This is a genomic window from Nonomuraea muscovyensis (genome assembly GCF_014207745.1).
GTDB lineage: Bacteria > Actinomycetota > Actinomycetes > Streptosporangiales > Streptosporangiaceae > Nonomuraea > Nonomuraea muscovyensis.
In genome coordinates, this window is record NZ_JACHJB010000002.1 from 2,592,082 (window position 1) to 2,612,449 (window position 20,368).

22 protein-coding genes are annotated in these 20,368 nt (G+C 71.6%); 7 read left to right on the forward strand and 15 right to left on the reverse strand.

Going from position 1 to position 20,368, the window contains the following annotated elements:
- Window positions 1-70: 70 nt before the first annotated feature.
- A complete protein-coding gene (locus FHU36_RS28725) occupies window positions 71-556 on the reverse strand; it encodes a DUF732 domain-containing protein (protein WP_185086901.1) in 486 nt (161 codons plus the stop codon).
- On the opposite strand from FHU36_RS28725, the gene FHU36_RS45900 reads away from it, so the two are divergent.
- Complete coding sequence (locus FHU36_RS45900) at window positions 555-839, forward strand: iron chelate uptake ABC transporter family permease subunit (RefSeq protein ID WP_185086902.1); 285 nt, start codon at window positions 555-557, stop codon at window positions 837-839. The two genes, FHU36_RS28725 and FHU36_RS45900, sit on opposite strands and share 2 nt — an antisense overlap.
- Window positions 840-860: 21 nt before the next feature.
- On the opposite strand, the gene FHU36_RS28735 is transcribed toward FHU36_RS45900, so the two are convergent.
- A complete protein-coding gene (locus tag FHU36_RS28735) occupies window positions 861-2,120 on the reverse strand; it encodes a class I SAM-dependent RNA methyltransferase (RefSeq protein ID WP_312891890.1) in 1,260 nt (419 codons plus the stop codon).
- Between the two features lie 56 nt (window positions 2,121-2,176).
- Entirely contained in the window at window positions 2,177-4,207 is a 2,031-nt protein-coding gene (locus FHU36_RS28740) for an APC family permease (protein WP_221496947.1), read from the reverse strand.
- A 111-nt stretch (window positions 4,208-4,318) separates the two neighbouring features.
- Here FHU36_RS28740 and FHU36_RS28745 point away from each other — a divergent pair, with 111 nt between their 5' ends.
- Both FHU36_RS28745 and FHU36_RS28750 read left to right on the forward strand, forming a co-directional pair.
- Entirely contained in the window at window positions 4,319-4,984 is a 666-nt protein-coding gene (locus FHU36_RS28745; RefSeq protein ID WP_185086904.1) for a potassium channel family protein, read from the forward strand.
- The gene (locus tag FHU36_RS28750) at window positions 4,984-5,643 is read left to right on the forward strand and encodes a potassium channel family protein (protein ID WP_185086905.1); all 660 of its coding nucleotides are present in this window, start codon (window positions 4,984-4,986) and stop codon (window positions 5,641-5,643) included. The genes FHU36_RS28745 and FHU36_RS28750 overlap by 1 nt, the downstream gene beginning before the upstream one ends.
- Window positions 5,644-5,735: 92 nt before the next feature.
- On the opposite strand, the gene FHU36_RS28755 is transcribed toward FHU36_RS28750, so the two are convergent.
- From FHU36_RS28755 to valS, 7 genes are all read right to left on the reverse strand, one after another.
- Window positions 5,736-6,404 carry a DUF3159 domain-containing protein gene (locus FHU36_RS28755; protein ID WP_185086906.1) on the reverse strand — a complete coding sequence of 223 codons (669 nt, stop codon included), beginning with the start codon at window positions 6,402-6,404 and terminating at the stop codon, window positions 5,736-5,738.
- A gap of 3 nt (window positions 6,405-6,407) precedes the next feature.
- Entirely contained in the window at window positions 6,408-6,794 is a 387-nt protein-coding gene (locus FHU36_RS28760) for an OB-fold nucleic acid binding domain-containing protein (protein WP_185086907.1), read from the reverse strand.
- A 39-nt stretch (window positions 6,795-6,833) separates the two neighbouring features.
- Window positions 6,834-7,469: a DUF3710 domain-containing protein gene (locus tag FHU36_RS28765; protein WP_312891892.1), complete on the reverse strand. Its 636-nt coding sequence runs from the start codon at window positions 7,467-7,469 to the stop codon at window positions 6,834-6,836.
- 39 nt (window positions 7,470-7,508) lie between these two features.
- Window positions 7,509-7,985: a dUTP diphosphatase gene (gene dut / locus FHU36_RS28770; RefSeq protein WP_246502595.1), complete on the reverse strand. Its 477-nt coding sequence runs from the start codon at window positions 7,983-7,985 to the stop codon at window positions 7,509-7,511.
- Window positions 7,982-8,536 carry a PaaI family thioesterase gene (locus tag FHU36_RS28775; RefSeq protein WP_185086908.1) on the reverse strand — a complete coding sequence of 185 codons (555 nt, stop codon included), beginning with the start codon at window positions 8,534-8,536 and terminating at the stop codon, window positions 7,982-7,984. Before FHU36_RS28775 ends, dut begins: the two co-directional genes overlap by 4 nt.
- Window positions 8,537-8,576: 40 nt before the next feature.
- A complete protein-coding gene (locus FHU36_RS28780; RefSeq protein WP_312891893.1) occupies window positions 8,577-9,857 on the reverse strand; it encodes an AI-2E family transporter in 1,281 nt (426 codons plus the stop codon).
- Window positions 9,858-9,957: 100 nt separating this feature from the next.
- Window positions 9,958-12,447, reverse strand: a complete 2,490-nt coding sequence (gene valS / locus FHU36_RS28785) for a valine--tRNA ligase (RefSeq protein ID WP_185086909.1) — start codon at window positions 12,445-12,447, stop codon at window positions 9,958-9,960.
- Between the two features lie 108 nt (window positions 12,448-12,555).
- Between valS and FHU36_RS28790 the strand changes: the two genes are divergently transcribed.
- Entirely contained in the window at window positions 12,556-12,840 is a 285-nt protein-coding gene (locus FHU36_RS28790) for a DUF4235 domain-containing protein (protein WP_185086910.1), read from the forward strand.
- Here the strand turns inward: FHU36_RS28790 and FHU36_RS28795 are convergent.
- On the reverse strand, window positions 12,773-14,206 hold the full coding sequence (locus FHU36_RS28795) for an alpha,alpha-trehalose-phosphate synthase (UDP-forming) (protein WP_185086911.1): 1,434 nt from the start codon (window positions 14,204-14,206) through the stop codon (window positions 12,773-12,775). The two genes, FHU36_RS28790 and FHU36_RS28795, sit on opposite strands and share 68 nt — an antisense overlap.
- Before the next feature lie 457 nt (window positions 14,207-14,663).
- Between FHU36_RS28795 and paaI the strand changes: the two genes are divergently transcribed.
- Together paaI and paaK are read left to right on the forward strand one after the other, a co-directional pair.
- Window positions 14,664-15,047 carry a hydroxyphenylacetyl-CoA thioesterase PaaI gene (gene paaI / locus FHU36_RS28800; protein ID WP_185087707.1) on the forward strand — a complete coding sequence of 128 codons (384 nt, stop codon included), beginning with the start codon at window positions 14,664-14,666 and terminating at the stop codon, window positions 15,045-15,047.
- Complete coding sequence (gene paaK / locus FHU36_RS28805; RefSeq protein ID WP_185086912.1) at window positions 15,034-16,341, forward strand: phenylacetate--CoA ligase PaaK; 1,308 nt, start codon at window positions 15,034-15,036, stop codon at window positions 16,339-16,341. Before paaI ends, paaK begins: the two co-directional genes overlap by 14 nt.
- Window positions 16,342-16,384: 43 nt before the next feature.
- Here paaK and FHU36_RS28810 read toward each other — a convergent pair whose 3' ends face one another.
- The 4 genes from FHU36_RS28810 to FHU36_RS28825 all read right to left on the reverse strand — a co-directional run bounded on the left by FHU36_RS28810 (window position 16,385) and on the right by FHU36_RS28825 (window position 19,879).
- The gene (locus FHU36_RS28810) at window positions 16,385-17,182 is read right to left on the reverse strand and encodes a hypothetical protein (protein ID WP_312891894.1); all 798 of its coding nucleotides are present in this window, start codon (window positions 17,180-17,182) and stop codon (window positions 16,385-16,387) included.
- 87 nt (window positions 17,183-17,269) lie between these two features.
- Entirely contained in the window at window positions 17,270-17,569 is a 300-nt protein-coding gene (locus FHU36_RS28815; protein ID WP_020542847.1) for a DUF4193 domain-containing protein, read from the reverse strand.
- A gap of 286 nt (window positions 17,570-17,855) precedes the next feature.
- Window positions 17,856-19,127 carry a sensor histidine kinase gene (locus FHU36_RS28820; RefSeq protein ID WP_185087709.1) on the reverse strand — a complete coding sequence of 424 codons (1,272 nt, stop codon included), beginning with the start codon at window positions 19,125-19,127 and terminating at the stop codon, window positions 17,856-17,858.
- Between the two features lie 98 nt (window positions 19,128-19,225).
- Window positions 19,226-19,879 carry a response regulator transcription factor gene (locus tag FHU36_RS28825; RefSeq protein WP_185086913.1) on the reverse strand — a complete coding sequence of 218 codons (654 nt, stop codon included), beginning with the start codon at window positions 19,877-19,879 and terminating at the stop codon, window positions 19,226-19,228.
- A 233-nt stretch (window positions 19,880-20,112) separates the two neighbouring features.
- Here FHU36_RS28825 and FHU36_RS28830 point away from each other — a divergent pair, with 233 nt between their 5' ends.
- Complete coding sequence (locus FHU36_RS28830; RefSeq protein WP_185086914.1) at window positions 20,113-20,277, forward strand: hypothetical protein; 165 nt, start codon at window positions 20,113-20,115, stop codon at window positions 20,275-20,277.
- The last annotated feature ends 91 nt before the right edge of the window (window positions 20,278-20,368 follow it).

The window sequence follows — 20,368 nt, forward strand, 5'->3', positions numbered from 1 at the left end:
GGCGCCGGACGGTCCCGGGCCGCCGCCGCTCCAGGCGCCGGACGGTCCCGGGCACCGGGCGCAGGGGCCGTCAGGGCGCGCACCAGCGCCTGACGGCTTCGACGATCTCGGCGGCCTGGCCGGCGGTGACGTCGGTGAAGCGCTCCTGGGCGTCGCTGACGAGCTGGCCGTCCGGCCTGCCCCGGCGGATGTCGTCGCAGGTGGCACGGGCGCGGATCAGCGAGCGGTCCTTCTCGGCCGCCAGCCAGGGGGCGATCAGGCCGAGCCGGGCCAGGAACTCCACCCGCTGCCCGGGCGCGGGCGGCTCCGCCCGGGCTTCGCCGTGGGTCAGCGAGCCGGGGACACCGCCGACGGACTCGCCGACGGAGCCGCTGACGGAGCCGCCGCTCGACGACAGCACGTCGCCGGGGACTCGGCCGGCCACCCCGGCGGCCCCCGCGACGGCGGCCGCGATGCCCGCCGTGACGAGCGCCGCCGTCATCAGGCCCCGCCGGCGCGGCGGGACCTCCGGCGGACCGGGCTCGGCGGTGCGGGGCCGGTACCGGTGAAGACGCATGATCAGCACCGTACGCCCCATCCGTACCCCGCCACCCGGCATTTCCCGAACCGGACACCCGGAAACGGCACCCCGGCCCGCCCCCTATGGCGCGCCGCGCTGCACCAGGGCCTGGCCGCCGCCGCTCGTCTCCGCGCTGGCCGGGTCGTTCCTCGTGCTGGCGAGCGACCTGGCCGCCCGGCGGCTGATCCCGGACGTGGAACTGCCGGTCGGCGTGGTCACCGGGGTGCTCGGGGCGCCACTGCTGCTGTGGCTGCTGGCCCGCTCCCGGCCGCCACGCTGAGCGGGACGGCGGCCCGTCCGGCTAGCCGCGGACCAGCAGGGCCACGCACTCCACGTGGTGGGTCATCGGGAAGGCGTCGAACGCGCGCAGGCCGTCGAGCCGGTAGCCGCGCTCGGCCAGCCACGCCAGGTCGCGGGCCAGCGTCGCCGGGTCGCACGAGACGTACACGATGCGCGGCGCCTCCAGCCCGGCGATCCGCTCGACCACCTCGCGGCCGAGCCCCGACCGCGGCGGGTCGACGACCACCAGGTCGGCGCGTTCGATCTCGAACCGGTCGAGCGCCTCCTCCACCCGGCCGCGCTCTACCCTGGCCTGCGGCAGGTCGCGCAGGTTGGCGCGGGCGTCGCGGACGGCGGCGGCGTCGGACTCCAGGCCGAACACCGCGCCCTCCGGGCCGACCATCTCGGCCAGCCCGGCGGCGAACAGGCCGACGCCGCAGTAGAGGTCGAGCGCCCACTCCCCCGGCTCCGGCGCCGCGTAGGCCAGCACGGCGTCGAGGAGGGTCTCGGCGGCGCCGGGGTGCACCTGCCAGAAGCCGCTGCCCGACACCCGGAACTCCCGCTCGCCGGCCCGCTCGCGCAGCACTCCGGAGCCGTGCCGCGCCACCGTGCGGCCCTTGCCCTGGTCGAGCAGGATCGAGGCGGGGGCGTCGAGGTCGGGCACGGCGACGGTGCGGTGCGAGCGCGGCCTGACGACCACGGCCCGGTCGCCGCCGACGGAGGCGATCACCTCGACGCCGGCCGCGCCCCGCCACGTGCGCCGCTCCGCGCCGACGGCCTCCACCTCGGGGTGGGCGATGAGGCAGGCGTCGACCACCTGGATGTCGTGCGAGCGGTGCTTGCGGAAGCCCAGCTCGCCGCCGGGGCGGGCGGCGAACTGCACCCGGGTGCGCCAGCCGAGCCCGCCGGGCGCGCCCGGCACCTCCTCGACCACGACCTTCGCCTCGATGCCGGCCAGCCGCTGGAGCTGCTCGGCCACCACGTCGGCCTTCAGCGCCCGCTGCGCCTCCAGGCTCGCGTGCTGCCAATCGCAGCCGCCGCAGCGGCCCGGGCCCGCGTAGGGGCACGGCGGTGTCACCCGGTCGGGCGACGGGTCGAGGACGCGCACCGCGTCGGCGCGCAGGAACCGGGCCGTCTCCTCGGTGACCTCGGCGACGACCCGCTCGCCCGGCAGCGCGTGCCGGACGAACACCACCCGCCCTTCATGGCGGGCGACGCACCAACCACCGTGCGCGACCGGACCGACCGTCAGCTCCAGAGATTCCCTGTCCCTACTGTCCACACGGACACCCTATGCCGTGGCCGGACTCGCCCCGGTCGGCCGTGCCCGGACAGGAGTCAGCGGGCGCTGATCTCCTCGTCCTCGGCACGGCGCCGCGACGGCCGGCGCACCGACCCCGGCGCGGACGGCTCGGGACGCCCCGTCAGCCGGTCGGAGGAGTGGAGCTGCCACGGCACGCTCGTCACCATGACCCCGGGCTTGAACAGCAGCCGCGCCTTCAGCCGCAGCGCGCTCTGGTTGTGCAGCAGGTGCTCCCACCAGTGGCCGACGACGTACTCGGGGATGAACACCGTCACGACGTCGCGGGGCGAGCGGCGCCGCAGGTGCTTGACGTAGTCGAGGATCGGCTGGGTGATCTCCCGGTACGGCGAGTCGAGCATCTTCAGCGGCACCGGGATGCCGTGGCGCTCCCACTCCTCCTGGAGCCGGCGGGCCTCCGCCCCGTCCACCCCGACGGTGACGGCCTCCAGCGTGGACGGCCTGGTGGCCCGGGCGTAGGCGAGCGCCCGCATCGTCGGCTTGTGGATCTTGGAGATGAGGACGATGGCGTGGTTGCGGGCCGGCAGCACGGTGGCGTCGTAGTCACCGGTGATCTCCAGTTCGGACGCCACCTTGTCGTAATGGCTGCGGATGCTCCGCATCAGGATGAACAGCACCGGCATGGCCAGCACCACGATCCACGCGCCGATCAGGAACTTCGTCACCAGCACCACCATCAGTACCAGCCCGGTGAACGCGGCGCCGAAGCCGTTGATGAGCCGGGAGCGGACCATCCGCCTACGGGCCTGTCGGTCGGTTTCCGTCCGCAGCAGCCTGGTCCAGTGGATCACCATGCCGATCTGGCTCAGCGTGAACGACACGAACACCCCGACGATGTACAGGTGGACGAGCGCGCTGGGGTTGGCGTTGAAGACGAAGATCAGCAGGCAGGCGAACCCGGCCAGCAACACGATCCCGTTGGAGAAGGCCAGCCGGTCGCCGCGGGTGTGCAGTTGGCGGGGCAGGTAGCGGTCCTGCGCGAGGATCGAGCCCAGGACCGGGAAGCCGTTGAACGCGGTGTTGGCGGCCAGGAAGAGGATCAGCGCGGTGATGGCGCTGATGAACAGGAACCCGGCCGAGTCGTGGCCGAACACCGCGGAGGCGACCTGCGGGAGGATCGCCTCGTTGGTGAATCCGGCGGGCGCGGGCCGCCCGTCGATGAGGAGCTGCCTGGCCGGGTCCTCCGCCGCCTTGACTCCCGACATGAGCGCCAGCGCGATGACGCCGACGAACATCGAGACCGCGACAAGACCCATCATCGCCAGGGTCGTCGCCGCGTTCTTGCTCTTGGGCTTGCGAAAGGCGGGCACGCCGTTGCTGATGGCCTCGACCCCCGTGAGCGCAGCGCATCCGTTGGAGAAGGCTCGCAGCAGCATGAACGCCAGAGCGAGACCGGCTAGAGCGGACCCCTCGTGCTCGGCCCGCAGCTCGTAACCCGCGCTCGGCGCTACCAGCTCGTCACCGAAAACGCCGACTCTGGTGAGCCCCCACGCGATCATGCCGAGGACTCCGACGACGAACGCGTAGGTCGGGACGGCGAAGATGGTGCCCGATTCGCGGATGCCGCGCAGGTTCAGCACGGTCAGCAGGACGACCATGGTGACGGCCACCCCGACTTTGTGCTCGGCCACGAAGGGGATGGCCGAGCCGATGTTGTCGACACCGGAGGACACCGACACGGCGACGGTCAGCACGTAGTCGACGAGAAGCGCGCTCGCCACCGTCAGACCGGCGTTCGGGCCCAGGTTGGTCATCGCGACCTCGTAGTCGCCGCCGCCGCTCGGATAGGCGTGCACCGTCTGCCGGTATGAGGCCACGACGGTGAACATGAGCACGACGATGGCCACGGCGATCCAGGGCGCGTACGCGTACGCCGCCACCCCGGCCACCGACAGGGCGACGAGAATCTCCAGGGGTGCGTACGCCACCGAGGACAGCGGGTCACTCGCGAACACCGGCAGGGCGATGCGTTTGGGCAGCAGTTGCTCGTGGAGCTGCCCGCTGCGCAGCGCCCGCCCCACGAGGAGGCGTTTGAGAAGATCCGTCATCTTCGCCACAGAACGAGAGCGTAGTCCTTGGTTCCGTGGTTGCAGTCGAGCACTCCCCTATCAGGCCATACTGGTGTCGAGCAACCGGCCGACCGCGAGATGCGGGGGAGTATGCATATAGTGATCATGGGATGTGGCCGGGTCGGATCGACCCTGGCGCACATCCTGGAGGACAACGGCCACTCGGTCGCGATCATCGACCGCGACCCACAGGCGTTCCGGCGCCTGCGTGCCGGGTTCCGCGGCCGGAGGGTGACGGGCATCGGCTTCGACCGCGGGGTGCTCACCGACGCGGGCATCGAGACCGCGACCGCCTACGTCGCGGTGTCCAGCGGCGACAACTCCAACATCATCTCCGCACGGGTGGCGCGGGAGACGTTCGGCGTCGACAACGTCGTCGCCCGCATCTACGACCCGCGCCGCGCCGAGGTCTACCAGCGGCTGGGCATCCCCACTGTGGCGACCGTGCGCTGGACGGCCGACCAGATCCTGCGCCGCGTCATGCCCGAGGGGGCCGAGCCGCTCTGGCGCGACCCGACCGGGGCCGTCGTGCTGGCCGAGGTGCCCGTGCACCCCGCCTGGATCGGCATCCGCGCCGCGGACCTGGAGCCGCGCGCCCGGTGCCGGGCCGCGTTCATCAACCGCATGGGCGAGGCGCTGGTCATCGCCGACGACACCGTGCTGCAGGAGGGCGACATCCTGCACGTCATCGCCGCCGAGAACGACATGGACCGGATCAACAAGGTGCTCGCCGCCGCACCGGGGAAGGACGACTGATGCGCGTCGCGATCGCCGGGGCCGGCGCGGTCGGCCGGTCCATCGCCGCGGAGCTCCTGGAGAACGGCCACGAGGTCCTGCTCGTCGACATCGACCCCAGGGCCATCAAGATCGACAGTGTGCCACGCGCCGAGTGGCTGCTCGCCGACGCCTGCGAGATCGCCTCGCTCGACGAGGCGGGCCTCAACAACTGCCACGTCGTCGTCGCCTCCACCGGTGACGACAAGGTCAACCTCGTCGTGTCGCTGCTGGCCAAGACCGAGTACGGGGTGCCGCGCGTGGTGGCCCGGATCAACCACCCCAACAACGAGTGGCTGTTCAACGAGTCGTGGGGCGTGGACGTGGCCGTCTCCACCCCGCGCCTGCTGAGCGCCCTGGTGGAGGAGGCGGTCAGCGTCGGCGACCTGGTGCGGCTGATGACGTTCCGCCAGGGGCAGGCCAACCTCGTGGAGCTGACCCTCGCCGACGACGCCCCGGTGGTGGGCCAGCGGGCCGGCTCGGTGCCGTGGCCGGTCGACTCGGCGCTGGTGGCCATCCTGCGCGAGGGCCGCGTCCTGGTGCCCTCCGACGACGACCCGCTGGAGGCCGGCGACGAGCTGCTGTTCGTGGCCAGCCAGGAGGTCGAGCAGGAGCTCGCCCACCTGCTGTCCCAGCACTGACGCCCCGGGCGGCCGGCTCGCGCGTTCCGCTCGCGGGCGCGCGAGCACGCGGCGCGCGAGCACGCGGCCGCCGTCGGCTGGGCGCCGGCGGCTCAGGCGGGCGCGACGGGCTTGATCGGGGTGCGGCCCCTGCCGAGCATCCATACCATCGCGCCCAGCGCCGCCACCTGCAACGGCCAGCCCATCGCGATCTTGGCGAGGCCCAGCGCGGCCACGGCCTGGTCGCCGCCGCCGAACAGGTAGACGGGGAGCTGCACCGCCACCCGCACCACGCACGGCAGCATGAGCAGCCACGTCAGCCGGGTGCACAGCCGCACGACGCCGGGGTCCTTGTGCCAGCCGGTCGGGTCGCCCGTCACCGAGCCGATGAGGAACCCGACGACGGGCCAGCGGGTCACGATGGAGACGAGCATGGCGACCGCGTAGGCGCCGTTCCACAGGATGCCGGGCAGGAAGTAGTCCTTGGCGTCACCCGTGCGGCTGGCGAAGAACGCGCCGATGGCGATGCCGATCAGGCTGTTGATCACGAACTGCGGGGTGGAGCGCTGCACCAGCCGCGCCACCAGCAGCACCACCGACAGCGCGATGCTGATGATGAGCGACAGCCTCAGGTCCTCGGTGGTGATCCAGGACAGCGTGAACGCCGCCGTGGGCACCGCCGCCTCGATGATGCCGCGTACCCCGCCGAACGCCCTGGCGAGCTGGGAGCGTACGGCCGCCTCCACGGTGTCGTGGGCGACCTCGTCCGCCTCGGTACTCACTGATCAACTCCCTGGGCGCAGCTCGTAGCGTGGATTGAACATCACCTTGCGCCCATCCTGCATGCTGACCAGACCCTCGGCCTTGACGATGCGGCCCGGCTCGATACCCGCGATCTTGCGGCGGCCGAGCCAGACCAGGTCGATGACGTCCGAGCCGTCATACAGCTCGGCCTCAAGCGCGGGGGACCCTCCCCGCGGGCGCAATGTCACCGTACGCAGCGTACCGGCTACGCAGAAGCGACGCCGTCCGCCACACGAGGCGATCGGCGTCGCGCCGGTCTGCTCGGCCTCCGCCCGCAGTTCCTGGGCCTCGATCTCGGTCTGGGGGGAGGCCAGCCGGCTGAAGAACCCGCGCAATCCCCCGCGTCTGGGGGGCCCTGCCGTAGTCATGATGAATCAGCTTATGCGATGAGAGCCGGATGCGAACCGTCAGCGAGTCTCGCTGATCTCCGGCCCTCGTCTGAACGGGTTGAGCCCCGGCCGTTCCTCGGCCTCGACGCCGGGCTCGGTGGGCCTGCGCAGCACGATCGGCTCCTCGCGGGCCATCGGCTCGGCACCGCGCACGACCACGACGTCGCGCAGGAAGTCGAGGAACGGCTCGGCCGCGGCATCGTCGTCGGCCGCCTTGCCGTGGATGATGGCCAGCAGGCACCAGCGCGGGCCGTCCACCCCGATGTAGCGGGCCGGGCGGGTGACACCCTCGCCGGCGATCTCGCCGGCCAGCTCCGCGCCGAACGGCCCCTGCTGCTCGCGCAACGCGCTCACCTGCTGCATGACCTTGGTCTTGACCTCGTCCCACAGGCCCAGCGTCTTGGGCGCGGCGAGCGCCTGGAGCTGCAGCGTGCTGTCGCCGTGGATGACGACGACGCCGATGTGCTGGTCTCCCACCGAGGCCAGCCGGACGTCGAAGTCGGGGTTGTGCGGCAGCCGCAGGCCGCCGAGGTCGATCCTGTCACTGTCGGGGTGGGGTTCTTCGGCGTCCCACGGGCCGGACTCGCGCATGGGCGCGGCCGGCTCGGCGGGCACGTTCCGCTCGGGCTGCTCGCGACGACGACGTCGGAACACGTGTCTCACTCTCCCCTGCCTGGGCGTCCTGCCGGACGCTCAACGTCCTGTCGAACCGAATCCGCCGGCGCCCCGGGCCGAGCCGGGCAGCAGCTCCACCTCGCGGAACACCGCCCGCTCCACCCGCTGGACGACCAGCTGCGCCACCCGGTCCCCCCGCCTGACGCGGAAGGGCTCCTTGGTGTCGGTGTTGATGATCGTCACCTTGATCTCGCCCCGGTAGCCGGCGTCGACGGTGCCGGGCGCGTTGACGAGGGTGACGCCGTGCCTGGCGGCCAGCCCCGAGCGCGGGTGCACGAACGCGGCGTAGCCGTCGGGCAGCGCGATCGCCAGACCGGTGCCGACGACCGCCCGCTCGCCGGGCAGCAGCTCGACGTCCTCGGCCGCGTACAGGTCGGCGCCCGCGTCGCCAGGGTGGGCGTAGCCGGGCGCGGGCAGGCCGGGGTCGAGCCGCTGGATGACGATCTCCAGCGCGCCCGGCCGGTCGCCCGTCGCCCCGGGGTCGGTGCCGGTCAAGGATTCACCTCGAAATCGTGGTGTTCGGCGGCGATGGCCGCCGCGTCGCCGTGCCGGGCGAAGTGCTCCATGTCCACCTGGACGAAGAGCGCGGCCGCCCGGACGGCGACCGGACCGTCGGGGGCGCCGATGCGCCCCTCAGCCTCAAGGTACGCCTTGCGGCCGGCGATCCCGTTGCACCAGGCGCGCAGATGGAGTGTCGTGCCGACGGGGACGGGGCGGACGTAGTCGGTCTCCAGCCGCGCGGTGACGTACGGGCGCTGGAACAGCCAGACGGACATGCCGATGATCTCGTCCATCGCGGCGGCCAGCACTCCGCCGTGGGCGAGCATCGGCGCCCCCTGATGGGCCTCCCCCACGGTGAACTCCGCCTCGACGGTCGCGCCGTCGGGCGTGACGGCCGCGAGGTGCAGGCCGGTGGGGTGGTCGGCGCCGCAGCCGAAGCAGCGGCTGTAGTGGGATCCGAGCGCGGAGCCCGGGGGTGGTGCGTCAAAGTGCGCCGCGGGCTGGTCGGCCTCCGGCGGCGGGGTCGTCACGGGTGAACGGGTCACGAATGACGAGGTTACTGCCTGGCCGGGCGGTGGCGGACGGTCAGGCGGGTTCGGCCCCGCGCGAGGTGCCGGGCGGGCGGGCGGTCCCTCCGAGGGCCGAGGCGCGGGGCCGCACGGGCGTCTCGGAACCCTGGCTCTCGGGCGTCGCGGCACCCTCGGCGCCCGGGGTCTCCAGCCGCGTGGCGTCATCGTCGCCGGACGGCTCCGCCGGGCCCGGTGGCTCCGGGCCGCCCGGTGGGGCCGATGGTCCGGCCGGTGGCAAGGCCATCGGCTCGTCGTGGCGTAGCTCCGGCAACGCCCGGTAGATCACGGCCGCGACCGGCACCGCCACGGCCGCCCCGGCGATGCCGCCGAGGATGCCGCCGACCGCCAGCACGATGATGATCGCCAGCGGGTGGAAGTTGAGCGCCCGGCCGACGATCAGCGGCTGGAGCACGTGGTTCTCCAGTTGCTGCTCCACCACCAGGATGCCGACGAAGATCAGCGCGTACACGATGCCCTTGGCGCCCAGCGTGACGAGCGTGGCGATCGTGCCGGCGAAGAAGATGCCGACGATCGGGATGAAGCTGGCCAGGAAGATGAGCACGGCCAGCGGCGCCCACAGCGGCACCCCCATGCCGGCGAGCACGATGCCCATGATGAGCCCGTGGACGGCCGCGACGGCCACCGTGCCCTGCACGTAGTGGGAGAGCGTGGTCCACGCGGCGCGGCCGGCCCGGTCGACGCGCGGCGACATCGAGCCGAACCCCTTGAGGAACCACCCCCAGATCCGCTCGCCGTCCTTGAGCAGGAAGAACGTGACGAAGAGCATCAGCACGAGCGAGGCGAGCACCTCGACGGCGACCGCGCCGGCCGTCAGGACGGTGCCGGTGATGGCCGTGCGCTGGGTGTTGACCATCGTCGCGACCTCGTCGACGTACTGGGTGATCTGCGCCTGCTGCAGGTGCAGCGGGCCGGTGATCAGCCAGGTCTGGACGTCGCGGGCGGTCGCCTGCACCTGCTCGACGAGGTTGGGGAACTCCTCGGTGGCGCGCGCGCCGATCAGCCAGCCGGTGCCGACGAGCACGGTCAGCGCGACCAGCATGGTGATCCAGGTGGCGTAGATGGGCCGCATCCCGGCCTGGCGCAGGCTGTTGGTCAGCGGGAACAGCAGCGCGGTCAGCAGCAGGGCGATCGCCACGGGCAGCGCGACGAAGCTGAGGCGGCCGATGCCCTGGGCGAAGAAGTAGACCACCACACCGACGAGGATGAGGCAGGCGCACCAGGCGGCCATCGTGGCCAGCACGGGTGGCACGAGCTTGGTGGGGCGGTCCTTCAGCACACCCCCAGACTGGCACGTCCGGCGCGGAGATGCGCGCGGTTAAATGATCGGGTCTGGCGCGGCACCCGCTCCCGGACGGCGGGCGCCGCGCCGCCCGGCGCTACCGGCTCTCCTCCAGGGTGACCTCGACGGTCAGCTCCGGGCCGTCGCGCAGGACGAACTCCTCCACGGTGCCCGCCCCGCACAGGTCGTCCTGGGCGAGCCGCACGAGCCCGGCCTCGGGGCCCGACACGGTGAGGCGGGAGACCTCGGCGCGCATCGACAGCTTGGCCGCCGACTTGGCCTTGCGGACCTGGCGCAGCACCTCGGAGGCGACGCTCAGCACGGCCGGGTCACCGGTGCCCCGCTCGGCGGCGGGCCAGGCTGCGCGGTGCACGCTGCCCTCGCGCCACCACGACCAGACCTCCTCGGTGACGAACGGCAGGAACGGCGCGAACAGCCGCAACTGCACGTCGAGTGCCCGGCGCAGCGCCACGTGGGCGGAGGCCGCCCGCGGGCCGGACTCGTAGGCGCGGGCCTTGACCAGCTCCAGGTAGTCGTCGCAGAACGACCAGAAGAACCGCTCGGCCGCCTCCAGCGCCCGGGTGTAGTCGTAGCCCTCGAACGCCCGCGTCGCCTCCTCCACCACGTCGGCCAGCGCGGCCAGCATGGACAGGTCGAGCGGCTCGGTGACCTCGGCCTCGGCCGCGGGGAAGCCGAGCACGAACTTCGACGCGTTGAGGATCTTGATCGCGAGCCGGCGCCCGACCTTGATCTGCCCGGTGTCGAAGGCCGTGTCGGTGCCGGGCCGCCCGCTGGCCGCCCAGTAGCGGACCGCGTCGGAGCCGTACTCCTCCAGCAGCCCGAGCGGCGTCGTCACGTTGCCCTTGGACTTGGACATCTTCTTGCGGTCGGGGTCGAGGATCCACCCCGAGATGGCCACGTCGTTCCACGGCAGCGTGCCGAACTCCTGGTGCGCCCGGACCACGGTGGAGAACAGCCAGGTGCGGATGATCTCGTGGGCCTGCGGCCGCAGGTCCATCGGGAAGACCCGGGCGAACAGGTCGGGGTCGCGCTCCCAGCCGCCGGCGATCTCCGGGGAGAGCGACGAGGTGGCCCAGGTGTCCATGACGTCGGGGTCGCCGACGAAGCCGCCCGGCTTGCCGCGCAGGTCCTCGGTGTAGCCGTGGGGGACCTGCGAGGAGGGGTCGATCGGCAGCTCCTCCTCGCGGGGCAGCAGCGGGCGGGTGTAGTCGGGCTCGCCGGAGTCGTCCAGCGGATACCAGACCGGGAACGGCACGCCGAAGAACCGCTGCCGGGAGATGAGCCAGTCGCCGGCCAGCCCCTGCACCCAGTTGTCGTAGCGGACCCGCATGTGCGGCGGGTGCCAGCGCAGCTCGGCGCCCCGGGCCAGCAGTTGCTCGCGCAGCCCGGCGTCGCGGCCGCCGTTGCGGATGTACCACTGCCGGGTGGTGACGATCTCGAGCGGCCGGTCGCCCTTCTCGTAGAACTTCACCGTCCGCTGCACGGGCCGCGGGTCGCCGTCGAGGTCGCCGGACTCGCGCAGCAGCTCCACGATCCGCTCGCGGGCGCTGTGCACGGTCTTGCCGGCCAGTTCCTTGTACGGCCCGGGCTCGACGCCCTCGGGCGGCTCGGGCAGCAGCCTGCCGTCACGGCCGACGACGGGGCGGGTCGGCAGGGCCAGCTCGCGCCACCAGGTGACGTCGGTGAGGTCGCCGAACGTGCAGATCATCGCGATGCCGGACCCCTTGTCGGGCTCGGCCAGGTGGTGGGCCAGCACGGGCACCTCGACGCCGAAGATCGGCGTCAGCACGGAGGTGCCGAACAGCGGCTTGTAGCGCTCGTCGTCAGGGTGGGCGACGAGGGCCACGCAGGCCGGGATCAGCTCCGGCCGGGTGGTCTCGATCCAGACCGGCCCCTTCTCGCCGTAGAAGGAGATGCGGTGGAAGGCGCCCGGCCACTCGCGGTCCTCCAGCTCGGCCTGGGCGACGGCGGTGCGGAAGGTGACGTCCCACAGGGTCGGCGCCTCGGCGAGGTAGGCCTCACCGCGCGTCAGGTTGCGCAGGAACGCCCGCTGGGAGGCCGCCCGCGCGTGCCCGTCGATGGTCGCGTACGTCATGGTCCAGTCGACCGACAGCCCGAGGCGCCGCCACAACTCCTCGAACGCCTTCTCGTCGTCGAGGGTCAGCCGCTCGCACAGCTCGATGAAGTTGCCGCGCGAGATCGGCACCTGCCGCTTGGGATCAGGCTTGGCGGGAGGTGTGAAGTCGCGGTCGTAGGGCACCGAGGGGTCACAGCGGACACCGAAGTGGTTCTGCACGCGGCGCTCGGTCGGCAGGCCGTTGTCGTCCCAGCCCATGGGGTAGAAGACCTCGCGCCCGCGCATCCGCTGGAAACGGGCGACGGTGTCGGTGTGCGTGTAGGAGAAGACGTGACCAACGTGGAGAGAGCCGGAGACGGTCGGAGGAGGCGTGTCGATCGAGTAGACCTGATCACGCGTCCTGGACCGGTCGAAGCGGTAGGTGCCCTCGTCCTCCCAGCGCGCCGCCCATACCTGCTCCAAGCCGTCGAGAGTCGGTTTCTCCGGCATGAGCGCATGTTCTGGTCGCTGCTGAGTCATGCCTCCTTATGGTACGGCTTCCAAGGTCGCACAAGCGGTAGAGACTAGTGTTCGTTACATACGGGAAGGAGAGGCCGCATGGCAGAGGAGAGGCCCGATGTCGCCTGGCGGGTGGTCGGCGGACTGGTCGGTCTGGCGACCGCGTGGGCGGCGCGCAAGATCCTCGGGTTCGTCTGGGTGAAGACGACGGGCAAGGAGCCGCCGGTCGACCCGGACTCCCCCGAGGTCGGCATGGGTGAGGCGATCGGCTACGCGGTCGTGATGGGCGTGGGCATGTCCGTGGCGCAGATCGTGGTCAATCGGACTGCCAAGAAGCGGTACGACTCGTGGCGGGCTCTGAAGCAGGTGACTCCAGGGCGTTGAGGAACTCGCTGGCCCAGCGGTCCACGTCGTAGGTGGCCACCCGGCGCCGCATCGTGCGCATGCGCCGGGCCAGCTCGTGCGGCGTGGACCGCATGGCCGCCATCATCTGGCGCTTGACGTCCTCCACGTCGTAGGGGTTGACGAGGTAGGCCTGCCGCAGCTCGTCGGCCGCCCCGGCGAACTCACTGAGCACCAGCGCCCCGGACAGGTCGTGGTGGCACGACACGTACTCCTTGGCCACCAGGTTCATCCCGTCGCGCAGCGGGGTGACGACCATGACGTCGGCGGCCAGGTAGAGGGCGGCCAGCTCCTCACGGCCGTACGACTGGTGGAAGTACTGCACCGGCTGCAGGCCGAGCGTCGAGTGCTCGCCGTTGATCCGGCCCACCTGGAGCTCGATGTCGTCGCGCAGCCGCCGGTACTCCTCCACCCGCTCGCGGCTGGGCGTGGCGATCTGCACGAACACCGCCTCTCCCGGCGCGAGCGTCCCCTCCTCCAGCAGCTCGCGGAAGGCCTCCAGCCGCTGGCCGATGCCCTTGGTGTAGTCGAGCCGGTCCACGCCGAGCAGCACGTGCTCGGGGTCGCCCAGCTCGGCCCTGATCTCCTTGGCGCGCTGGATGATGTGCGGCTCGCGGACGAGGGTGTCGAGCTCGCCGAAGTCGACGGAGATGGGGAACGCGGCGGTGGTGACGACCCGGTCGTCGAGGAAGAGCTCGTTCCCCTTGTACGGCAGGCCGAGCAGCCTGCGGCACAGCCGCCGGAAGTTGGAGGCGCCACCGGGCAACTGGAAGCCGACCAGGTCGGCGCCGAGCAGGCCCTCGACCAGCTCCTTGCGCCATGGCAGCCGCCAGAACAGCTCCACCGGCGGGAACGGGATGTGCAGGAAGAACCCGATGCGCAGGTCGGGCCGGAGCTTGCGCAGCATGGCGGGCACGAGCTGCAGCTGGTAGTCCTGCACCCACACCACCGCGCCCTCGTCGGCGGCCTCGGCCGCGGCGACGGCGAAGCGCTCGTTGACGGCGCGGTAGGCGTCCCACATCTCGCGCTCGAAGATCGCGGGCGCGACCACGTCGTGGTACAGGGGCCAGAGCGTGGCGTTGGAGAAGCCCTCGTAGTAGAGCTCGACCTCGCGGGCCGACAGCGGCACCGGGATGAGGTTCATCCCGTCCTGTTCCAGCGGCTCCAGCGTCTCGTCGGGCGCGCCGTGCCACCCGAGCCAGGCGCCGTGGCGGCGCTGCATCACCGGTGCGATGGCGGTGACCAGCCCGCCGGGGCTCCTGCGCCATGAGGCCGTTCCGTCGGGCTCGATCGACCGGTCGACCGGCAACCGGTTGGCGACGATCAGAAACGAGCTACGGCCATTCACCCAAGTCCTCCTAGGCTCTGCTGTCCGGAAGCCGCGCTGTGCGGCTCACGGCGTCCGCCGCCGGCCTGCGGTCCGCGCGGGACCGGTCACGGCGATCGAGCGGCTGGTGGGGCCCAAGGAGCGGCCGGCCACGACCGAGGTTCGGCCGGGCCACCGGTGCCAGTCTTCGCCGCGAGCTCGCAGACGGCGAGCGGCGCCTTAGACACCGTGCCCAGGACCTGCATAAACAAACGCGATTAACACATTTCGCCCAAATGTTCCAGATGGTGGTCGGACCGAAATCCCGCCGCGATCCGCGGCGCACCGGATGCCCGGCACCGGCCGGCACGCGCGCACCCCCCGCCCCAGCGGTCCCGCAGCCACCGCGACCGGACCCTTGACAGAAGGCCGCACCGAATGTTTTGTTTACCGAACATTCGGTCAGTAGAGAGGGGCTGACGTGGAGAGCGCGCGGCGCATGCTGGACGCCGACACCGCCTCCGCCGCCCTCGGCATCGAGCTGGTCGACCTCGCCGAGGGCCGGGCGGTGTGCCGCATGACGGTGACCGACCAGATGATCAACGGGCACGGGCTGTGCCACGGCGGCTACGTCTTCCTGCTGGCCGACACCACCTTCGCGTGCGCGTGCAACACCTACGGCCCGGTCACGGTCGCCGCCGGCGCGGAGATCACGTTCGTCGCCCCGGCCCGCGCCGGCGACGAGCTGGTGGCCGAGGCCGCCGAGCGCACCCGGTACGGCCGCAGCGGCATCTACGACGTCACGGTGAGCAGGACCGGCGGTCAGGTGGTCGCGGAGTTCCGCGGCCGCAGCAGGGAGATGAGATCAGATGCGCCTCGGTGACCCGCCCTCCCCCGGAGGCCTCGACCCGATCGAGCGGGTCTCCCGCGACGAGCTGGCCGCCCTCCAGCTCCGCCGCCTGCGCTGGACGCTGCGCCACGCCTACGACAACGTCCCCCTCCACCGCCGCAGGTTCGACGAGCACGGCGTCCACCCCGAGGACTGCAAGGAACTGGGCGACCTGGCCGCCTTCCCGTTCACCACGAAGGACGACCTGCGCGAGGGCTACCCGTTCGGCATGTTCGCGGTGCCGCGCGAGCAGGTGGTGCGGGTGCACGCCTCCAGCGGGACGACCGGCAGGCCCACCGTGGTCGGCTACACGCGCGGCGACGTCGACACCTGGGCCGGGCTGATGGCGCGCTCGCTGCGCGCCGCGGGCGGGCGGCCGGGCGACATCGTGCACGTGGCCTACGGCTACGGCCTGTTCACCGGCGGGCTGGGCGCCCACTACGGGGCCGAACGGCTGGGCTGCACGGTGGTGCCGGTCTCCGGCGGCATGACTCCGCGCCAGGTGCGGCTGATCGCCGACTTCCGGCCCGACGTCATCATGGTCACGCCGTCGTACATGCTGGCGCTGCTGGACGAGTTCGAGGCGCAGGGCCTCGACCCGCGGGCGTGCTCGCTGCGGATCGGCGTCTTCGGCGCCGAGCCGTGGACGGAGGAGATGCGCCGCGAGATCGAGGACCGCTTCGACCTGCACGCCGTGGACGTGTACGGCCTGTCGGAGGTGATGGGGCCGGGCGTGGCGCAGGAGTGCGTGGAGTCCAAGGACGGCCTGCACGTGTGGGAGGACCACTTCTACCCGGAGGTCGTCGACCCGTTCACCGGCGCGCCCGCCGAGGAGGGCGAGCTCGTCCTCACCACGCTCACCAAGCAGGCCATGCCGGTCATCCGCTACCGCACCCGCGACCTGACCCGGCTGCTGCCGGGCACCGCGCGGCCCGCGTTCCGCCGCATGCGGAAGGTCACCGGCCGTACCGACGACATGATCATCCTGCGTGGGGTGAACGTCTTCCCGACCCAGATCGAGGAGATCGTGCTGCGCACGCCCGGCCTGTCACCGCACTTCCAGGTGCACCTGACCAGGCCGGGGCGGCTCGACGTGCTGACGGTCAAGGTGGAGGCGCGGCCGGGCTTCGAGGCGCGCGCGGGCCGGGAGGAGGCCGCCGCGGCGCTGCGCCGGGCGGTCAAGGACACGGTCGGCGTGAGCGTGGAGGCCGAGGTGGTGGACCCGGAGACGCTGGAGCGCTCGGTGGGCAAGCTCAAGCGCGTCGTCGACCGGCGGACCGGCGGCTAGGCGAGACGCGCGGCAGCGGCTCGCGCACCTCGAAGGAACGGGGTCAGCGGCCGAGCCGCTTGCGTTCGGGGGGCGGCGGCAGCTTGCCGCGCAGGTCGGTGCGGATGGCCTCGCCGAGCTTCTTGGTCGCGATCCGGTTGAGCGCGCCGCCGGCGACGGCGCCGGTGAGGAACGGGCCCAGCGTGGTCAGGTGCCGGCCGAGGGTCCGCATGAGGCGGTTGCGCAGCGCGGTCTTGGTCGCGGCGCCGAGCGCCAGCGTCACGGACGAGGGGGCCAGCGGGTCGATGCCGCGCTGCCTGGCCCAGGCGGCGGTGAACGCGGCGGCGCGCTGCGTGCCGGTGCCCTCGATGCGCACGCCGTACACCTCGTGCAGCTCGGCGAGCAGCTTGACCTCGATGGCGGCGACCACGAGGGTCTCGGCCACGAGCTGGGCGGGGGCCGACAGCAGCAGGGGCGGGGCGGCGAACTCGGCCGCGGCGAGCGCTCCGCCGATGGCGCCGACCGTCATGGTGGCCTTCTGGGCGGTGCGGACGAGGTCGTCGGCGAGCAGCTCGCCGGTCAGTCCGTGGTGGTGCTCGGAAATGGTCTGGAGATCGCGGATGGGGATGCGGGGCGCGATGTTGAGAAAGACGTCGGCCAGCCACCGGCCTCGCCCGGTGCCCTCGGCCTGCTTCGAGCGCTGACGCAGGGCGCGGGTCAGACGGCCGAGCAGCTTGCGCCGCTCGGCCGGCTCCAGGTCACCGGGCTCGGTGAGCCTGCCGACGAGTTCGCCGACGTCGGAGTCGGCGGCCTCGGTCCGCGGTTGCTGGTCCCTGTCAGGTTCGGCGTCCGGTTCGGCCACGCGAAGCCTCCGTCCTATGGTCGCGACAGCTCAGTGCCCGGCCGGCATCGATTCATGCCGGCGACGCCCCGAGCTCCTTCGCTCCGGTCAGGCCGCGCACTCCCGGCAGACCTGCTGACCGTTCTTCTCGGAGGCCAGCTGACTGCGGTGGTGCACGAGGAAGCAACGCGAGCAGGTGAACTCGTCAGCCTGGCGCGGGATGACCCGCAGGCTGAGCTCCTCGTTGGACAGGTCCGCGCCCGGCAGCTCCAGCGACTCGGCCAGGTCGGTCTCGTCGATGTCGATGCTGCCGGACGACTTGTCGGTGCGGCGTGCCTGCAGCTCCTGCAGGCTGTCCTCGCCGAGGTCGTCGTCTGTCTTACGCGGGCTGTCGTAGTCGGTAGCCATAGTGCTACTCCATCCCCCTCATCTATATGTCTTCGCGCTCATCGCGCGTCTTCTAACGTCCGAGAGGTACGTCTTGTGCCCGCTCGGTGGGGAAGATTGTGCATCGGTACCCCCGGAGAACGGCAAACGAAACCTCCCAACACGTCAGGGCCTGCTGCCAGTGGCGATGGTTAGCCAAATATGGCGAAACCCACAGCCCGGGCGTCACGCACCACCGTGTTTCGACGGCACATCCAACCACATGTGCGGCAAGAACGAGACGCCCCCACCGGACCAACACGCCGGATCAGCGACTCGGCAACCGAATGGTCACCACCAGCCCGCCGCCGTCCCGTGGCACCGCGGTCACGTTGCCCCCGTGTGCCTGCACCACGGCCCGGACGATGGACAGCCCCAGACCCGCTCCCTTGGCCGAATCCACGCGGTCCGCGTGGAGCCTCCTGAACGGCTCGAACAGACTGTTCACCTCGTACGCCGGGACGTGCTGCCCAGTGTTGGCCACCTGAACAACCAGAGCACCGTCCACCATTCCCGTCCGGAGCCAGACTTTTCCGTTTTCGGGAATGTTGTACTTCACGGCGTTCTCAAGGAGGTTACTGACGGACCGCTCCAGGAGCACCGGATCACCGACGGTAGGCGCGCTGACCAGATCGGTGGTGAGGGTTACCCCGTGCTCCGCGGCGAATGGCGCGACCTGTTCGACGGCCGTCCGGGCGACGTCCTTCACGTCGAGCGGCTTGCGCACGGCCAGCTCGCGTTCGCTCCTGGCGAGCAGCAGGAGTCCTTCGATGAGCTTCTCGTTGCGGGCGTTGACCTCCAGCAGGGTACGGCCCAGCGCTTTGAGGTCCTCGGACGCCTCCGGGTCGGACAGCGCGATCTCCAGAACCGTCCGGTTGATGGTGAGCGGGGTGCGCAGCTCGTGCGAGGCGTTGGCGACGAAGCGGCGCTGGGTGTCGAAGGCGACGTTGAGCCGGGTGAGCATGTCGTCGAAGGTGTCGGCCAGCTCCTTCAGCTCGTCGTCGGGGCCCTGCAGGTCGATGCGCTGGTGGGCGAGGTTGCTGTCGGAGAGCTTGCGCGCGGTGGTGTTCATCTTGGCGACGGGCCGCAGGGCGCGGTCGGCGACGAAATAGCCGAGGATGACGGCCAGGATGCCGACGCCGACGAGGGCGAGGATGGAGCTGCGGACCAGGGTCTCGCGCGCCGACCGCACCGCGTACTGCTGCGCCGCCTTCCACTGGAGCTGCGCCTGCAGCTCGTCGCGGGGGTCGAGGCCGAGATCGGTCAGGTCGAGCGGCAGCCACGCCTCGTCGATCGCGCTGCCGACGATCAGGTAGATCGAGAACAGCAGCACGCCGGCCGCGACGAGGAACAACCCGCTGTAGGTGAGCGTGAGCCGCCAGCGGATGCTGACCTTGGCGGGCAGCTCCCGCACGCGTTCGCGTGCCGTCCGCTGGAGGGGGTTGTGGGTGGGCGGCGGGGGGCCGTCCCAGGCGGGAGGGCCGCTGGGCGGCGGGGCCTGCACCCGCGTCGCCTTGCGCTCCGAATGGGGGCTGATCATGGGGTGCGTGGGCACCGCTTCGCGCCCGTCCTGCCGTTCACTCACCGAACCTCCTCCGCCGGCCCCCCCGACGAAGGCGCCGCCTCGGAGGGACGGGATCACAGCTTGTATCCCACTCCGGGCACCGTCTCGATCACCTGAGGGTCGCCCAGCTTCTTGCGCAACGTCATCATCGTCACCCGCACCACGTTGGTGAACGGGTCGATGTTCTCGTCCCATGCCTTGTCCAGCAGGTCCTCCTGGCTGACGACCGCGCCCTCGGCGCGCATCAGCTCCTCAAGGACCGCGAACTCCTTCTTCGTGAGGTTGATCTCCCGCCCGTCACGCTCGACCAGCCGCTTGCCCGGGTCGAGCCGGATGCCGCCGCGCTCCAGCACCGGCGGCAGCGCCGGGGCCGAGCGGCGGCCGAGCGCCCGCACCCGGGCGACCAGTTCGACGAAGACGAACGGCTTGGCGAGGTAGTCGTCGGCGCCGAGGCCGAGCCCCTCCACCTTGTCGTCCACGTCGCCCGAGGCCGTCAACATGAGGATGCGGGAGGCGGTGCGCTGGGCCACCAGCCGGCGGCACACCTCGTCGCCGTGCACGACCGGCAGGTCGCGGTCCAGCACGATCACGTCGTAGTCGATGTAGGAGGTGCGCTCCAGCGCGCCGCCGCCGTCGTAGGCCACGTCCACCGCCATCGCCTCGCGCCGCAGCCCGGTCGCGATCGCGTCGGCGAGCACCCGCTCGTCCTCAACCACCAGCACCCGCACGCCCGATGCACCTCTTTCCGATTCCGCGTTCATTCTGCCCAGCACGTCGATAAGCGCACGGTAAGGCATGTGACGGCGCTCCGGAGCCACCGACGGCCGTCTCATGGCGAATCGGTGGTTTGGGACGGCGACAGGGTTGGGTATGCCTGCTGGACACCCTTGACCGCGTGCGTGGCACCGGTGGGGTCACTTCGCCCCAGAGGTTTCTGTAACCCCCGCAGAAAGTAGGTGAGATGGGCGAGTTCACGACCACGATCGAACACCGCCTCGACCAGGCTTACCAGGGCCTGCGCGAGGCCCGCAGCACCGGCGACGACTACCTCGCCGACACCCTCACCGCCGAGATCGAGGATCTGCGCCGCCTGGCGGACGATCACGGCGTTCCGCTGACCGGCTGACAGACGGCGGCCGGGGCCCTGGGAGGAGGGGGGCCCCGGCCATCGTCATGTCCGGGCGTCATGTCCGGGCGTCATGTCCGGGCGTCATGTC

What these genes read in the sequence shown, in the direction of transcription:
- FHU36_RS45900 (WP_185086902.1), top strand. Translation starts at nt 555, where the DNA reads ATGATCAGCACCGTACGCCCCATCCGTACCCCGCCACCCGGCATTTCC.
- FHU36_RS28725 (WP_185086901.1), bottom strand. Translation starts at nt 556, where the DNA reads ATGCGTCTTCACCGGTACCGGCCCCGCACCGCCGAGCCCGGTCCGCCG.
- FHU36_RS28740 (WP_221496947.1), bottom strand. Translation starts at nt 4,207, where the DNA reads ATGACGGATCTTCTCAAACGCCTCCTCGTGGGGCGGGCGCTGCGCAGC.
- FHU36_RS28745 (WP_185086904.1), top strand. Translation starts at nt 4,319, where the DNA reads ATGCATATAGTGATCATGGGATGTGGCCGGGTCGGATCGACCCTGGCG.
- FHU36_RS28750 (WP_185086905.1), top strand. Translation starts at nt 4,984, where the DNA reads ATGCGCGTCGCGATCGCCGGGGCCGGCGCGGTCGGCCGGTCCATCGCC.
- FHU36_RS28760 (WP_185086907.1), bottom strand. Translation starts at nt 6,794, where the DNA reads ATGACTACGGCAGGGCCCCCCAGACGCGGGGGATTGCGCGGGTTCTTC.
- valS (WP_185086909.1), bottom strand. Translation starts at nt 12,447, where the DNA reads ATGCCGGAGAAACCGACTCTCGACGGCTTGGAGCAGGTATGGGCGGCG.
- FHU36_RS28790 (WP_185086910.1), top strand. Translation starts at nt 12,556, where the DNA reads ATGGCAGAGGAGAGGCCCGATGTCGCCTGGCGGGTGGTCGGCGGACTG.
- paaI (WP_185087707.1), top strand. Translation starts at nt 14,664, where the DNA reads ATGCTGGACGCCGACACCGCCTCCGCCGCCCTCGGCATCGAGCTGGTC.
- paaK (WP_185086912.1), top strand. Translation starts at nt 15,034, where the DNA reads ATGCGCCTCGGTGACCCGCCCTCCCCCGGAGGCCTCGACCCGATCGAG.
- FHU36_RS28815 (WP_020542847.1), bottom strand. Translation starts at nt 17,569, where the DNA reads ATGGCTACCGACTACGACAGCCCGCGTAAGACAGACGACGACCTCGGC.
- FHU36_RS28820 (WP_185087709.1), bottom strand. Translation starts at nt 19,127, where the DNA reads ATGATCAGCCCCCATTCGGAGCGCAAGGCGACGCGGGTGCAGGCCCCG.
- FHU36_RS28830 (WP_185086914.1), top strand. Translation starts at nt 20,113, where the DNA reads ATGGGCGAGTTCACGACCACGATCGAACACCGCCTCGACCAGGCTTAC.